This is a genomic window from Rhodobacter xanthinilyticus (assembly GCF_001856665.1).
GTDB classification, from domain to species: domain Bacteria; phylum Pseudomonadota; class Alphaproteobacteria; order Rhodobacterales; family Rhodobacteraceae; genus Rhodobacter; species Rhodobacter xanthinilyticus.
Genome location: NZ_CP017781.1, coordinates 2,138,418 through 2,151,576, shown reverse-complemented (window position 1 = coordinate 2,151,576; position 13,159 = coordinate 2,138,418). Strand labels below are relative to the sequence as shown.

The following is a 13,159-nucleotide window of genomic DNA, read 5'->3' as shown; positions in this document are numbered from 1 at the left end:
CGGGCCGCGGGGGCGCGGTGATTTCCATGGTTTCCTCCCCGAAACTCTGGAAATGAACTATCGTTTAATTTTTTCGGCGAAAGCAAGAGGCGCCAGCGCGGCGCCTCTTGAGAGCGGGGTGGGGGCGCTGCCCCCCGGGCCTTGCGGCCCTCCCCCCGGGATATTTGGGGCAAGATGAAAGCGGATGCGTTTCTTCTTGGTCCAAATACGCAAATCCGGGGTCGGGGCCGGGCGCCGCCCTTGCGAGGAGGGCACCCGGGCGCGAGGGCTCAGTCGAGCGCCTTGAAGTTCAGGCTCGCGCCTTCCTTGATGCCCGAGAACCAGCGCGCGGTGACGGTCTTGGTCTTGGTGTAGAAGCGGAAGGCGTCGGGGCCGTATTGGTTGAGATCACCAAAGGCCGATTTCTTCCAGCCGCCGAAGCTGTAGTAGCTGAGCGGCACCGGGATCGGGAAGTTGATGCCGACCATACCGACATTGACGCGCGAGGCGAAATCGCGGGCGGTGTCGCCGTCGGCGGTGAAGATCGAGGTGCCGTTGCCGTATTCGTTGTCGATCACGAGCTTGAGCGCCTCTGCGTAGGTCTCCATCCGCACGGTCGAGAGCACCGGCCCGAAGATCTCCTGTTTGTAGATGTCCATCTCCGGGGTCACGTCGTCAAAGAGGGTCGGGCCGACGAAGAAGCCGTTTTCATAGCCCTGGATCTTCAGCCCGCGGCCGTCGACGACGAGGGTGGCGCCCTGATCCACGCCCGAGCCGATCAGCCCGGTGATCCGGTCGAGCGCCTGTTTGGTGATGACGGGGCCGAAATCCACGTCCTCGCCGGCGGTATAGGGGCCGACCTTCAGCTTCTCGATCTTCGGGATCAGCTTTTCGATCAGCTTGTCGGCGGTTTCCTTGCCCACCGGCACCGCGACCGAGATCGCCATGCAGCGCTCGCCCGCAGCCCCCATCGAGGCGCCCACCAGCGCGTCGGCCGCCTTGTCGAGATCGGCGTCGGGCATGATGATCATGTGGTTCTTCGCGCCGCCGAAGCATTGCGCGCGTTTGCCGTTATTGGCGGCGCGGCCGTAGATATATTGCGCGATCGGGGTCGAGCCGACGAAGCCCACCGCCTGCACGGTCTCGTTGTCGAGGATCGCGTCGACGACCTCCTTGTCGCCGTTGACGACCTGGAGCACGCCATCGGGCAGGCCCGCTTCCTTCGCGAGCTCGGCCAGACGCAGCGAGGTCGAGGGGCAGCGCTCGGAGGGTTTGAGGATCATCGCATTGCCCGCCGAGAGGGCCGGGCCCATCTTCCACAGCGGGATCATCGCCGGGAAGTTGAACGGCGCGATGCCCGCGACCACGCCGAGCGGCTGGCGCATCGCGTAGAGGTCGATGCCGGGGCCGGCGCTGTCGGTATATTCGCCCTTGAGCATCGCCGGCGCGCCCATGCAGACCTCGATCACCTCGAGGCCGCGCTGCACATCGCCGCGCGCATCGGGCAGCGTCTTGCCGTGTTCGGCCGAGACGAGGGTGGCGAGTTCTTCCATGTGCTGGTTGATCAGATCGCCGAATTTCATCATCACGCGGGCGCGGCGCTGCGGGTTGGTGGCGGCCCAGCCCGGTTGCGCGGCTTCGGCGGCGGCGACGGCGGCGTCGAGCTCGGCCTTGGTCGCGAGCGAGACCTTCGCCTGCACTTCGCCCGTCGCGGGGTTGTAGACATCCGTGAAGCGGCCCGAGGTGCCCGCCACGAGCTTGCCGTTGATCCAGTGACCGATCTCTTTCATCGCATCCTCCCAAGGATTGGTTCGGGGCGAGATTATGATTGCGAAAATGCCGAGAAAAGCGGAAGTGTGGCAAAAGCGTTTTGCATTTTTGCAAAGGGAGCGGCGATGGATTGGGATGATCTGCGGGTGTTTCTGGCGGTGGCGCGGGGCGAGAGCCTGTCGGCGGCGGGGCGGGCGCTGAAATGCGATGCGGCGACGGTGGGGCGGCGGATCGGGCGGCTCGAGGAGGATCTGGGCGCCAAGCTCTTCGTCAAATCGCCGCAGGGCTATCAGCTGAGCGAGGCGGGCGGGCGGCTTTTGCCCCATGCCGAGGCGGCCGAGGCCGCGATGAGCGGCGCGGCGGAGGAGCTGTCGGGCGCGGCCGGGCGGCTCACCGGCCAGCTCAGGATCGGCGCGCCCGATGGCTGCGCCAATTACCTGCTGCCGCAGGTCTGCGCGGCGATCTGCGACGCGAACCCGGGGCTCGAGATCCAGATCGTCGCGCTGCCGCGGGTCTTCAACCTCTCCAAGCGCGAGGCCGATATGGCGATCGCGGTGTCGCGGCCCTCGGCGGGGCGGCTCACGGTGCAAAAGCTCGCCGATTATCACCTGCATCTGGCCGCGCATGAGGATTACCTCGCGCGCACCCCGCCGATCCGCGCGAAAGCCGATCTCGCGGGGCATCGGATGATCGGCTACATCCCCGACATGATCTTCGACAAGGAGCTCGATTATTTCGCCGAGACCGGGGCGGGGACGGTCGGGCTCGCCTCGAATTCGGTCTCGGTGCAGATGCAGATGGTGCGCGCGGGCGCGGGCGTCGGCATCGTGCATGATTTCGCGATCCCGTTTTGCCCGGGCGTGCGGCGGGTCTTGCCCGGCTCGGTCGCGATCGCGCGGACCTTCTGGCTGATCCGTCATGCCGACGACCGCCGCTCCGAGCGCCTCACGCGGCTGGCCGAGGCGCTGGGGCAGGGGGTGCGCGCCGAGGTCGCCCGGCTCGAGGCGCTGGCGGCGCAAGAATAGTTAACGCTAACATTCCGGCTTGACAGATTCTTGCGTGGCGGTGACGCTAAGGCATGGCTGCGCAAGGGGAGGATGCGATGCAGGTTCTGCAAATTCTGAAGACCAAGAAGGACGACAGCGTGACCACCGTCGCGCCGGGCACGAGCGTCGCCGAAGTGGCCGAGATCCTCTCGGCGCGGCGGATCGGCGCGCTGATCATCTCGCGCGATGGGCGCCATGTCGACGGGATCGTCTCGGAGCGCGACGTGGTGCGCGAGCTCGGCCGGCGCGGCGCGGCGGTGCTGGCGCTGCCGGTCGATGAGATCATGACGAAAAACGCCATCGGCTGCACCCGCACCGATACCACCGCCGAGGTGATGGAGCGGATGAGCAAGGGCGGCTTTCGCCACATGCCGGTGATGGAGGGCGAGGTGATGGTCGGGCTGATCTCGATCCGCGACGTTATCGCGGCGCGGCTCGCTGAGCTCAACATGGAGAAAGAGGCGCTCACCGGGATGATCATGGGGAGCTGAGCGGCGGGCCGACGCGGCGGTCACGGGCCCGTGACGCTGCGCCGCGGCGCTTCGGGGCTTGCAAAAGGGCGCGCAATATCGTTGCGTGCCCTGAACCCTTGCTGAAACGGTCTCGAGGAGGAGCCCATGCGCGTCGGTCTTTACCCCGGAACCTTCGATCCGGTGACCCTGGGGCATATCGACATCATCCAGCGCGCGCTCGCGCTCGTCGACCGGCTGGTGATCGGGGTCGCGATCAACCGCGACAAGGGGCCGCTGTTCTCGCTCGAGGAGCGGGTCGAGATGATCGAGGCGGAATGTTCCGAGATCACCGCGCGCTGCGGCGGCGAGATTGTCGTGCATCCGTTCGAGAACCTGCTGATCCATTGCGCGCGCGATGTGGGGGCGAATGTGATCATCCGCGGGCTGCGGGCCGTGGCGGATTTCGAGTATGAATTCCAGATGGTTGGCATGAACCGCGCGCTCGATTCCTCGGTCGAGACGGTGTTCCTGATGGCCGATGCGCGCCGTCAGGCGATCGCCTCGAAACTGGTCAAGGAGATCGCGCGGCTCGATGGCGATGTCTCGCGCTTTGTGACGCCCGCGGTCAAGGACCGGCTGCTCGAGCGCCTCGGCAAGGCCTGAGCCGGCTCAGCCCGCGTAAGCGGGCAGCACGCCGATCGTGACCAGCGCCTTCAGCACCGCATCGACCGCCACCGCGGCGAGGATCATGCCCATCACCCGGCTGATCACCGCCGCGCCCGTCGTGCCGATCACCCGCACCAAGGGCCCCGCCGCGAGCAAGATCCCGAGCGTCGCGCCCAGCACGAGCGCCATCAGCCCCGTCGTAATCGCCTGATGGGCGAGCGAGAAGCGGTCGTTGTCGGTCAGGATCACCACGGTGAGCATCGCGCCGGGCGAGGCGATCGAGGGGATCGCGACCGGAAACACCGAGGTCTGGCGCACGCGTTCGGCCTCGGCGATCTCCTCCTCGGGCTTGGAATGGCCGAAGATCATCGTCAGCGCGAAGAGAAACAGCACGATCCCGCCCGCGATCTGGAAGGCCGGCAGAGCGAGGCCGAGCGCATCGAGCACGACCTGGCCGAGCACGATGAACACGGTCAGCACCACGAAGGACACCGTCACCGCCCGCAGCGCCACCGAGCGGCGCTGCGCCGCGCTCATCCCCGCGGTGACGGCGAGAAACACCGGCAGCGTGCCGATCGGGTCGATGACGACCCAAAGCGTGATGAATTCCTGCAAGATCTGGGCGGGGGAGAGCAAATCGGATCCTTTCGTGAGCCCGAGCACTCTAGCGGCGCATCCGGGAAACGACAAAGGGGCGGGCGGTCACATTCCCGCCAGCCCCTTCATTTTGCGCAAAAAATCCGCGTCTCAGATCAGCTTGCCCATCGCGACGGCGGTATCGGCCATGCGGTTGGAGAAGCCCCATTCGTTGTCATACCAGCTCAGCACCCGGATCATGTTGCCTTCCATGACATGGGTCTGGTCGAGCGCGAAGGTCGAGCTGTGCGGGTCGTGGTTGAAATCGATCGAGACATTGGGCCGCGCGGTATAGGCGAGGATGCCCTTGAGCGGCCCCTCGGCGGCGGCGATGATCGCGGCGTTGATCTCCTCGACGGTGGTGTCGCGCTCGGCCTCGAAGACCAGATCGACGACCGAGACATTGGGGGTCGGCACCCGCACGGCCACGCCGTCGAGCTTGCCCTTGAGCTGCGGCAGAACGAGCCCCACCGCGCGCGCCGCCCCCGTCGTCGTCGGGATCATGCTCATCGCCGCCGCGCGGGCGCGGTAGAGATCCTTGTGGAACGTGTCGAGCGTCGGCTGATCGCCGGTATAGGAGTGGATCGTGGTCATGAAACCCTTGGTGATCCCCACCGTCTCGCTCAACACTTTCGCCACCGGCGCGAGGCAGTTCGTCGTGCAGCTCGCATTCGACACGACGAGCTGATCGGCGGTCAGGCTGTCATGGTTGACGCCGTAAACCACGGTATTGTCCGCGCCTTTCGAGGGCGCCGAGACGAGAACCCGGCTCGCGCCATTCTCGAGATGGATCGCGGCCTTCTCGCGGTCGGTGAAGATGCCGGTGCATTCCATGACGATATCGACATGCGCCCAGGGCAGCTCGGCGGGGTTGCGCACCGCCGAGACCTCGATCGGCCCGCGGCCGACGTCGATCGTGTTGCCGGCGGTTTTCACCTCGACGGGGAAGCGGCCGTGAACGGAATCGAATTGCAGCAGATGGGCGTTGGTCTCCACCGAGCCGAGGTCGTTGATCGCCACCACCTCAATGTCGGTGCGCCCCGATTCGATGATCGCGCGCAAGACATTGCGCCCGATCCGCCCGAAGCCGTTGATTGCCACTTTAACCGCCATCTCTGCCTCCTCTGGCCACGCGCCACACTGCGGCGCAGCGTTGGCGCTAACATCGCACGAAAGCACGAAAGGTCAACAGAAGATAGCGCGGCTCAGCGCCAGAATTCGACCCAGTCGATCAGCAGGAGCATTTTTCGGGCGAGAAAAAGCATTGCGCCCCAATCGTTGGCAAAGCCGTCGATCAGAGCGCAAAGAATGATCAGCGATGCAAGCCCGATGGCGATAGGGGTGTTCATCCGTCCCTCGTCCCCCGGGCCCGCCCGGGTGTTAGATGAGCCGCCCGATCGCGCCGGCCACATCGGCCATGCGGCAGGAGAAGCCCCATTCGTTGTCATACCACGCCAGCACGCGCACCAGCTTGCCGCCGGTGACCTTGGTCTGGTCGGGGGCGAAGATAGACGATTGCGTGGTGTGATTGAAGTCGATCGAGACTTTCGGTTCCGGGTCATAGCCGAGCACGGCGCCCATATGGCCCGCGGCGGCCTCGCGCACGATCTCGTTGATCTCGTCGCGGGTGACCGATTTGCCGGCGATGAAGGTCAGGTCGACCGCCGAGACATTCGGGGTCGGCACGCGCAGCGCGGTGCCGTCGAGCTTGCCGGCGAGTTCGGGCAGCACCTCGCCGATCGCCTTCGCAGCGCCGGTCGAGGTCGGGATCATCGCCATCGCCGCGGCGCGGGCGCGGTAGAGATCCTTGTGGCGGCGGTCAAGCGTCGGCTGGTCGCCGGTGTAGCTGTGCACCGTGGTCATGATCCCCGATTCGATGCCGACGGTGTCGTTGAGCACCTTGGCCAGCGGCGCGAGGCAGTTGGTGGTGCACGAGCCGTTCGAGACGACGAGATGCTCGGCGCGCAGATCGCGGTGGTTCACGCCATAGACGATGGTCTTGTCGGCGTTGGTCGCCGGCGCCGACACCAGCACGCGTTTCGCGCCGCGGCCGAGGTGGACGGCGGCCTTGTCGCGCGAGTTGAACTTGCCGGTGCATTCCAGAACGACATCGATGCCGTCCCAGTTCAGCTCATCGGGGTTGTAGGTCGACATCACCTCGATCGGGCCCTGGCCGAGGTCGAGCGTCTTGCCCTCGACCTTCACCGGGCCGCCGAACCGGCCGTGGACCGAGTCGTATTTCAGCAGATGCGCGTTGGTCTCGATCGGGCCGGTGGCGTTGATCTTGACAACCTGCACGTCGTTGCGCGCGGCTTCCGCGATATGGGCGAGGGTGCAGCGGCCGATGCGGCCGAAACCGTTGATCCCGATGGTGACGGTCATAGCGCTCTCCTGACTAGGTAAAGGGGCCAAGGCAATCGGAGCGATTGCGTTGCAAGGCCGATACCATGGCTTTGCCGAGCGGAAAACCCGCAGTTTCAGGGTGGTAGCGGAAACATCTTCTGGTGGCGGTAACGTTAGCGGCCACGGTGTGCCATTGTGCACAAAGCCGCCGATCCGCGGTCCGGCCCGCCGCCGGAATTGGGCGCGCAAAGCCCCGCCGCCGCCCGCAGCCCCCGGTCTGAGTCGCGCCAGCCCCGCCCCGGTCCTGCGGCCCGAGCCCCGCAGGACCGGGGCCGCAAGCCCCGCGGCCTTGCCGCCCGCGCCCAAGGCCCGGGGCGCGCCCGCCCTGAGCCGGATCCGCCGCCGGGCCCGACAGCCCGCCCGCCCGCGGCCCCGTCGCCCGCGCCCAAGGCCCGGGTCGCGCCCGCCCTGCGCCGGATCCGCCGCCCGCGCCCCGCAGGACCGTGACCGCAAGCCCCCGCGGCCCCGCCGGCCGCATCCGAGGGTCGCGGTTGGCTTGCCTGTGCCGGATCTGCCACCGACGCCTGATAGCGCGGCCGCTCGAGGCGCCGCGGCCTTGCCGCCCGCGCCCAAGGCCCGGGTCGCGCCCGGCCTGACCCGGATCCGCCGCCGACGCCATGCAGGGCTGCCAACGGAAGCCCTGTTGCACCGGCCCGCGAATCCCACGTCCCCGCCGCCCAAAGCCCCGCCGAGCCTCCGAGCCGCCGCGCCCGGTATCGCCCGCGCCCGGCCCCGGCTTTCAACGATGCCGAAATATCCCGGGGGAGGCCGCAGGCCGGGGGCAGAGCCCCCTTACTCCTCGTCCTCCGCGACGAGGAAGATCTCGCCCGAGGCTTCCATCTCGCGGATCGCATTGACGACTTCGTTCGCGGCTTCCTCGGCATCCTTTTCCTTGACCTTGCCAAGGTTCGCCATCTCGTCGCGCAGACTTGCCGCCATCCGCTGCGACATGTTGGTGAGGATGAATTCCGCAGCCTTCTCCGCCTCGCCCTTGGCGCCCGCCAGCGCGGTGATGAGCCGCGCCTGATCGACATTGCGCAAGATCTTCGGGATATCGCGCGGATCGATCCGGGAGGGGATATTGGTAAAGGTGAAAATCGCCTTGCGGACCTGTTCGGCGAACACCTGATCCTCCTCCTCGAGCCCTTTGAGCACCGCATCGCGGGTCGCGGCGGGGGAGTAGTTGAGGATCGCGCCGACGCGCTCCACCGGGCCGGTGTCAAAGGCCTTGGGCGGCGCCGCATCGAGCTGCTGGGCGAGGGCGAGGCCGATCCGATGCACCGTCTCGGGCGCGACATTGCCGGTCAGCGACACCGCATAGGCGATCCGCCGCGCCTTCTCGCCCGGCAATTTCCCCAGGATTTCCGCGGCCTTGGCGACCGAGAGCTTGGAGAGCACGACCGCCCCCACCTCGGTGCTTTCCGCCTCGATCACCGGCAGAAGCACCTGCGCGTTGAGCCCGGCGAGCCGCTCCCAGGGGTCGGCGCGCGAGCTGCCCGAAGCGAGCCGGCGCAGCCGGGTCGCGGCGGAGGCCGAGAGCTGCCCATCGAGCAGCGAGAGCGCGCCATCGAGCCCGCCGGGGAAGGCGAGCCCCACCGCCTCGAGCTCATGGCAGAATTCCTCGACAACCTCCTGCAGCGTCTCCTTGTCGACGAGTTTCATCGCCGCGATATGCTCGGTCAGCTGCGTCTGCTGATCCTCGCTCAGATCGGTCAGCGGCACCTTCAGCCCCTCGGCCGACAGAAGCCGCACGATGATCGCGGCCTTTTGCTTTTTCGACAGCACCGGCCGCGCCGAGCCGCCAAAGCCCGTCAACTGACCCAAGGGCTGCATCTGAGCGATCGCGTTCACCCGTTCCTCCGATTCCTGCGGCTTTCCGGCAGGGTGGCACGAAGGCGGTTAAGGCGCGGTTACCATCGCCCCGTCGCCCATGCAAAAGGGGCCCCGAAGGGCCCCCGGATCGCGCGTCGCGCCGATCACGCGCCAAACACGCGGCGGAAGATCGTGTCGACATGTTTGGTGTGATAGCCGAGGTCGAATTTCTCCTCGATCTCGGCGGGCGAGAGCGCGGCGGTGACCTCGGGGTCGGCCAGGAGCTCGGTCTTGAAATCCGCGCCCTGTTCCCAGACTTTCATCGCGTTGCGCTGCACCAGCCGATAGGCATCCTCGCGCGACACCCCCGCCTGCGTCAGCGCCAGCAAAACCCGCTGCGACATCACCAGGCCTTTGAACTTGTTCATGTTCTTGAGCATGTTGTCGGGGTAGATCACGAGGTTCTCGATCACGCCGGCGAGCCGGTTGAGCGCGAAATCGAGGGTGATCGTCGCATCCGGGCCGATGCCGCGCTCGACCGAGCTGTGCGAGATGTCGCGCTCATGCCAGAGCGCCACGTTCTCCATCGCCGGCACGACCGCCATCCGAACCAGCCGCGCAAGCCCGGTGAGGTTCTCGGTCAGCACCGGGTTGCGCTTGTGCGGCATCGCCGAGGAGCCCTTCTGGCCCTTCGAGAAGAACTCTTCCGCTTCCAGCACCTCGGTGCGCTGCATGTGGCGGATCTCGATCGCGACATTCTCGATCGAGCTCGCGATCACGCCGAGCGTCGCGAAGAACATCGCGTGACGGTCGCGCGGGATCACCTGGGTCGAGATCGGCTCGGGGCGCAGGCCGAGCTTCTCGCAGACATGTTCCTCGACCGCCGGGTCGATATTGGCGAAGGTGCCGACCGCGCCCGAGATCGCGCCGGTGGCGACCTCCCAGCGCGCCTTCTCGAGGCGGTTCTTGTTGCGGTCCATCTCGGCGTAGAAGCGCGCGAATGTCAGGCCCATGGTGGTGGGCTCGGCGTGGATGCCGTGCGAGCGGCCGATGCGCACCGTGTCCTTGTGCTCGAAGGCGCGCTTTTTCAGCGCCGCGAGCAGCCGGTCCATGTCCTTGAGCAAGATATCGGCGGCGCGCACGAGCTGCACGTTGAGCGTGGTGTCGAGCACGTCCGAGGAGGTCATGCCCTGGTGCACGAAGCGCGCCTCGGTCGAGCCGATATGCTCGGCCAAATGGGTCAGGAAGGCGATCACGTCATGTTTGGTGACGGCCTCGATCTCGTCGATCCGCGCGACATCGAATTCGACATCCTTGGCGGTCCAGACGGCGGCGGCGCTTTCCTTCGGGATCACGCCGAGAGCCGCCTGCGCGTCACAGGCATGGGCCTCGATCTCATACCAGATCTTGAATTTCGTGGCGGGTTCCCAGATGTCGACCATCTCTTTGCGGGAATAACGCGGGATCATGGCGGGCCTCTTGCTTGTGGCGGATCTGGCGCGCTTCTAGACTGGCAGGGGCTTTGGGGCAAGGCGGATGGGGGGCGGATGGCGCGGAAACTGGCGGATTTTGCGGGGGAATGGACGGTTGCGCGGCGGATCCGGGCGGCGGGGCAGCCCGAGGCCGCCTTCACCGGCCGCGCCTGGCTCCGACCCGAGGGCGGGGGGCTTGCCTACCGCGAGGAGGGGGAGCTCCTGATCCCCGGCGCGCGCCCGATGCGCGCCGAACGCGCCTACGCTTGGGCCGAGGAGGGCGGCGCGATCGCGGTCCATTTCTCCGACGGGCGGTTCTTTCACCGCTTCTCCCCCGATCAGACCGCGGCCGAGGCGCAGCATTGGTGCGACCCCGATGATTACCGCGTGCGCTATGATTTCTCCGTCTGGCCCGCCTGGCGCGCCGAGTGGCGGGTGCGCGGCCCGCGCAAGGATTACACGATGATCTCCGATTACCGGCGGGCGTGAAGGGGGCGCTGCCCCCTCTGCCTTCGGCATTCACCCCCGGGATATTTGGAGCAAGATGAATGAGCCCCCTTCATCTTGCCAAAAATATCCCGGGGGGAGGCGAAGCCGGGGGGCGGCGCCCCCCTGCAGCGTTGGGTCTTGCGCGGCGCCCGGTTCGGCGCGAGCTTGGCGCCATGAGCCCGATTCTGCAAAACCGTCTGTCGTTTGCCCCCTGGCATGATCCGCGCACCCGTCGTTTGCCCGGGGTGGTGCCGATCGAGATGGCGGACTGGCTCGAGGTGGATGACGCCTATAGCGCGCAGATGGCCGAGCGGGTGCGGCTGATCGAGGGCGATCGGGCGGCGGTTCTGGCGCTTGCGGAGGCGGCGCGTCCGGCGGCGGAGGAGCTTTATGACCTGGTTCTGGGCCTCTTGCCGGGGCTTGGGTTCGAGTTCGCGGGGGGCGAGGTGCGGCGCCCGGATGGGGTGTGGGTCACGCTCGAGCGCGCCGATCCGCTCGCCACGCTCGGGCGCCTCGTGCAGGAGGATTTCTGTCTGATGGAGGCGGGCCCCGAGGGCCATGTCCTGACCGGGGCGGTGCTCTGTTTCCCCTCGGGCTGGCGTCTGGCGGAGAAATTCGGCCGCCCGATGATGGGGATCCATGTGCCGGTCAAGGCCTATACCGAGGAGATCGGCGCGCGGGTGCAGCGGCTGCTCGACGGGGTGCAGCCCGGCCGCCCCTTGATGCGCGGCACGGCGCATTTCTCCGATGCGCCGCTCCACAACCCGCGCGGCGAGGCCGAGGACCGCGCCTTGCATGGCGCGGCGCCCTTCATCCGGGTCGAGCGGCAGGGCCTCGTGCGGCTGCCCGAGAGCCGGGCGGTGGCGTTTTCGATCCACAGCTATTTGGTGCGCCCCGAGGCGCTCAGCCCCGATCAGGCCGCCTCGCTCGCGGCGTTTCCGATCCGCGCCTCGCAATAACCTCGGCGCGCCGCTTTCGCGCTTGAATGGCGCGGGCGCTCGGGTCATCTGAGAGGAGGGCAATTGAGGCCGTGGGGACAGGATGCGTCAGTATGAGCTGGTGGGGTTGGCCGAGCTATTGCGCGCGGCCGAGAACCCCTATGAGATTTTTGATCGTTTCTTGCGCGACCATGGGGGTGTGGGCTGGTTTTACGGTTTTGCCGCGATGCCCTCGGATCTCTTGACCCTGCCCTATACCCGCGCGCTCTATTTCCACCACACCTACCCCGAGGATTGGGTGCAGGCGGTGGGCGCGGGCACCTTGCTCGATCACGATGCCTCGCTCGAGTTGCTGGTGAATGGCGCCGCCGAGGTGCAATGGGAGCCGCCCGATCTGGCCGGCTGGATGGCGCAGATGCGCCCCGAGCAGCGCGCGCAATTCGAGATCGAGCGCGATCTGGGGATGCGGTTTGGCGTGAGCCTGCCGATCAGCGCCGATCCTGCGGGGCGGGTCGTCGCGGGGCTCGGCGTGTGGCATGGCGCGACGGCGGCGCCGGCCTATCGGCGCGACTGGGAGGCGCAGGGCGCCACGATCCGCGCGGCGGGGCGGCTTCTCGATGCGCGGGTGCGGCGCGACCGGGCCAATGATTTCGTGGGCCTCACCCCGCGCGAGCTCGATTGTCTGAGCTATCTCGCGGCGGGGTTGCGCCCGGCGGAGATCTGTTTCCGGCTGGGGATCTCGGAGAAGACCTTCGAGAAGCATATCGCCCGCGCCAAGGACCGGCTGCGCGCGCGCACCCGCGATCAGGCGGTGGCCAAGGCCTTGATCCTGAACATCGTCACGCCCTGAGCGGGGGGGCTGAGCGGGGGGGGGCTGAGCGACTGACCCGGGGCGCGGCAGGCCCCCGGCGAATGGACCCCGGCGGCTGGCCCCCGGCGAATGGCCACCGGCCCGGGGGCCGATGGCAGAGGGTCTGAAAAGCCTGGTGAAAACCGGCTCCGGGGCGGTGTGTCGCCAAGGCGCCGTGGCCCATCGTGGCGGGCGGGGGCGTGCCGGGCCAGAGGGGGAATTTCCCCGCTTGTCGTGGTTAACCGCCGTAGGCGATCTGGGCGCGCAAGATGGCGCGGTCGGTCGCGATCATCCCGGGGATCAGGAGCGCATCGAGCAGCCACCAGAGCCCGACGAGCGCGAGCGGGATATAGCCCACCAGGATGAAGGCCAGCGCCGAGCCGATCCCGAAGAGCACGAGCATGATCAGCCCCGAGAGCCAGCGCCCGAGGTAGAAGCGATGCGCGCCGAACATGCCGAGGAAGAACCACAGCAGGTAAGCCACCAGCGCCGAGGGGCTTTCATTGGCGACGCGTTGTTCGATGTAGAGCGCGCGGGTGTCGGTCATGTGAACCTCCTTAACATGGGGGAGATATGGGGAGGGCCGGGCGGTTGCGCAAGGGGGGAGGGCCTCGCCCGGCGCAGCCCCTCGTCGCGCAATGCAAAA

The 13,159-nt window shown here is 67.4% G+C and carries 14 protein-coding genes; 6 read left to right on the top strand and 8 right to left on the bottom strand.

Annotation, left to right across the window (positions count from 1 at the left end):
• Positions 1-269 precede the first annotated feature (269 nt).
• A complete protein-coding gene (locus LPB142_RS10525; protein WP_071166346.1) occupies positions 270-1,769 on the bottom strand; it encodes a CoA-acylating methylmalonate-semialdehyde dehydrogenase in 1,500 nt (499 codons plus the stop codon).
• A 105-nt stretch (positions 1,770-1,874) separates the two neighbouring features.
• Between LPB142_RS10525 and LPB142_RS10520 the strand changes: the two genes are divergently transcribed.
• From LPB142_RS10520 to coaD, 3 genes are all read left to right on the top strand, one after another.
• Positions 1,875-2,774, top strand: coding sequence for a LysR family transcriptional regulator (locus LPB142_RS10520; RefSeq protein ID WP_071166345.1), 900 nt, complete (start codon positions 1,875-1,877; stop codon positions 2,772-2,774).
• Between the two features lie 77 nt (positions 2,775-2,851).
• On the top strand, positions 2,852-3,286 hold the full coding sequence (locus LPB142_RS10515; RefSeq protein WP_068766764.1) for a CBS domain-containing protein: 435 nt from the start codon (positions 2,852-2,854) through the stop codon (positions 3,284-3,286).
• A gap of 126 nt (positions 3,287-3,412) precedes the next feature.
• The gene (gene coaD, locus LPB142_RS10510) at positions 3,413-3,910 is read left to right on the top strand and encodes a pantetheine-phosphate adenylyltransferase (protein ID WP_068766717.1); all 498 of its coding nucleotides are present in this window, start codon (positions 3,413-3,415) and stop codon (positions 3,908-3,910) included.
• Between the two features lie 6 nt (positions 3,911-3,916).
• Here coaD and LPB142_RS10505 read toward each other — a convergent pair whose 3' ends face one another.
• The 6 genes from LPB142_RS10505 to purB all read right to left on the bottom strand — a co-directional run bounded on the left by LPB142_RS10505 (position 3,917) and on the right by purB (position 10,233).
• Positions 3,917-4,549 (bottom strand): MarC family protein, encoded by a 633-nt coding sequence (locus LPB142_RS10505; RefSeq protein ID WP_068766765.1) that lies wholly within the window; start codon positions 4,547-4,549, stop codon positions 3,917-3,919.
• Between the two features lie 111 nt (positions 4,550-4,660).
• The gene (gap, locus tag LPB142_RS10500) at positions 4,661-5,662 is read right to left on the bottom strand and encodes a type I glyceraldehyde-3-phosphate dehydrogenase (RefSeq protein ID WP_068766718.1); all 1,002 of its coding nucleotides are present in this window, start codon (positions 5,660-5,662) and stop codon (positions 4,661-4,663) included.
• Positions 5,663-5,754: 92 nt separating this feature from the next.
• Complete coding sequence (locus LPB142_RS19410; protein ID WP_198037824.1) at positions 5,755-5,898, bottom strand: hypothetical protein; 144 nt, start codon at positions 5,896-5,898, stop codon at positions 5,755-5,757.
• Positions 5,899-5,929: 31 nt separating this feature from the next.
• The gene (gap, locus tag LPB142_RS10495) at positions 5,930-6,931 is read right to left on the bottom strand and encodes a type I glyceraldehyde-3-phosphate dehydrogenase (RefSeq protein ID WP_068766719.1); all 1,002 of its coding nucleotides are present in this window, start codon (positions 6,929-6,931) and stop codon (positions 5,930-5,932) included.
• Positions 6,932-7,744: 813 nt separating this feature from the next.
• Complete coding sequence (locus tag LPB142_RS10490; RefSeq protein WP_071166344.1) at positions 7,745-8,785, bottom strand: flagellar motor switch protein FliG; 1,041 nt, start codon at positions 8,783-8,785, stop codon at positions 7,745-7,747.
• A gap of 143 nt (positions 8,786-8,928) precedes the next feature.
• Complete coding sequence (gene purB / locus LPB142_RS10485) at positions 8,929-10,233, bottom strand: adenylosuccinate lyase (protein ID WP_068766720.1); 1,305 nt, start codon at positions 10,231-10,233, stop codon at positions 8,929-8,931.
• 78 nt (positions 10,234-10,311) lie between these two features.
• Between purB and LPB142_RS10480 the strand changes: the two genes are divergently transcribed.
• From LPB142_RS10480 to LPB142_RS18475, 3 genes are all read left to right on the top strand, one after another.
• Positions 10,312-10,725 carry a DUF6314 family protein gene (locus tag LPB142_RS10480; protein ID WP_071166343.1) on the top strand — a complete coding sequence of 138 codons (414 nt, stop codon included), beginning with the start codon at positions 10,312-10,314 and terminating at the stop codon, positions 10,723-10,725.
• 173 nt (positions 10,726-10,898) lie between these two features.
• The gene (locus tag LPB142_RS10475) at positions 10,899-11,684 is read left to right on the top strand and encodes a heme-dependent oxidative N-demethylase subunit alpha family protein (RefSeq protein ID WP_068766722.1); all 786 of its coding nucleotides are present in this window, start codon (positions 10,899-10,901) and stop codon (positions 11,682-11,684) included.
• Positions 11,685-11,766: 82 nt separating this feature from the next.
• Positions 11,767-12,513, top strand: coding sequence for a helix-turn-helix transcriptional regulator (locus tag LPB142_RS18475; RefSeq protein WP_082872958.1), 747 nt, complete (start codon positions 11,767-11,769; stop codon positions 12,511-12,513).
• 238 nt (positions 12,514-12,751) lie between these two features.
• Here the strand turns inward: LPB142_RS18475 and LPB142_RS10465 are convergent, their stop codons facing one another.
• A complete protein-coding gene (locus LPB142_RS10465) occupies positions 12,752-13,060 on the bottom strand; it encodes a TM2 domain-containing protein (protein WP_071166342.1) in 309 nt (102 codons plus the stop codon).
• Positions 13,061-13,159 lie beyond the last annotated feature (99 nt).